The sequence below is a fragment of the Thiolapillus sp. genome, assembly GCF_048562965.1.
Classification (GTDB): Bacteria; Pseudomonadota; Gammaproteobacteria; order Chromatiales; family Chromatiaceae; genus Thiolapillus; species Thiolapillus brandeum_A.
In genome coordinates this window covers 1-670 of the sequence record NZ_JBHNMF010001366.1, presented here as the reverse complement: position 1 = coordinate 670, position 670 = coordinate 1, and the positions used below count along the sequence as shown (strand labels likewise).

The window sequence follows — 670 nt, the reverse complement described above, 5'->3', positions numbered from 1 at the left end:
CGGCCTGCCATCGGCTTTGACCTCTCCCTCTTGTGTCCAACGCTTATAGGTGCGAGAGCTGATCTCCAGCACCTCACAGGCTTTCTTTGGCGATGCGCCGGCATCCACCGCTTCTTCGATCAATTCAACGGTTCTACGGCGATCTGGGGCATTGATCATTCTTCCTCTCCGTCCCCCCAGATCGCCTGGGCTTTTTTTCGCAAAACCAACAGGGCGGCGGTTTCTGCCAACGCCTTCTCTTTGCGTTTGAGTTCTCGCTCCAGCTCTTTGATATGCTTTTCATCCGCTTTACGGATGGATTTCAACTGCTTGTTCTGACTGCGATCCCAGTCATTTGCCTGTTCACAGGCCTGGCGCCATTCGTTGATCTGTTCAACATACAGCCCGCGCTCACGGCAGTAGGCGGAAAGGGCCGCCTCATTCATCGCTGCGGTCTCGACAACGGCAGCAAACTTGTCTGCAGCACACCAGCCGGCTGGGGTGCTGCCACTCTCCGGAAGCAGGCGGCCTTCTGCACGGGCCTGGTTGCGCCAGTTGTACAGGGTGGCTTCGCAGATACCTTCTTCCTGTGCCAGTTCCTGGATAGGCTTGTTGTTGGGTGGCAGCATCTTTTTCAGAACTGCTTCTTTTCTCTCTTTCGGATAACGCATTTCAGTTGCTCTCATGCCCC

At 55.5% G+C, this 670-nt stretch carries 1 protein-coding gene; it reads right to left on the bottom strand.

Translation table 11 applies throughout. The annotated features are described in order from the left end of the window. Window positions 1-155: 155 nt before the first annotated feature. On the bottom strand, window positions 156-670 hold a 515-nt coding region (locus ACOCD2_RS24355; protein WP_419582510.1), incomplete at its 5' end, for a transposase.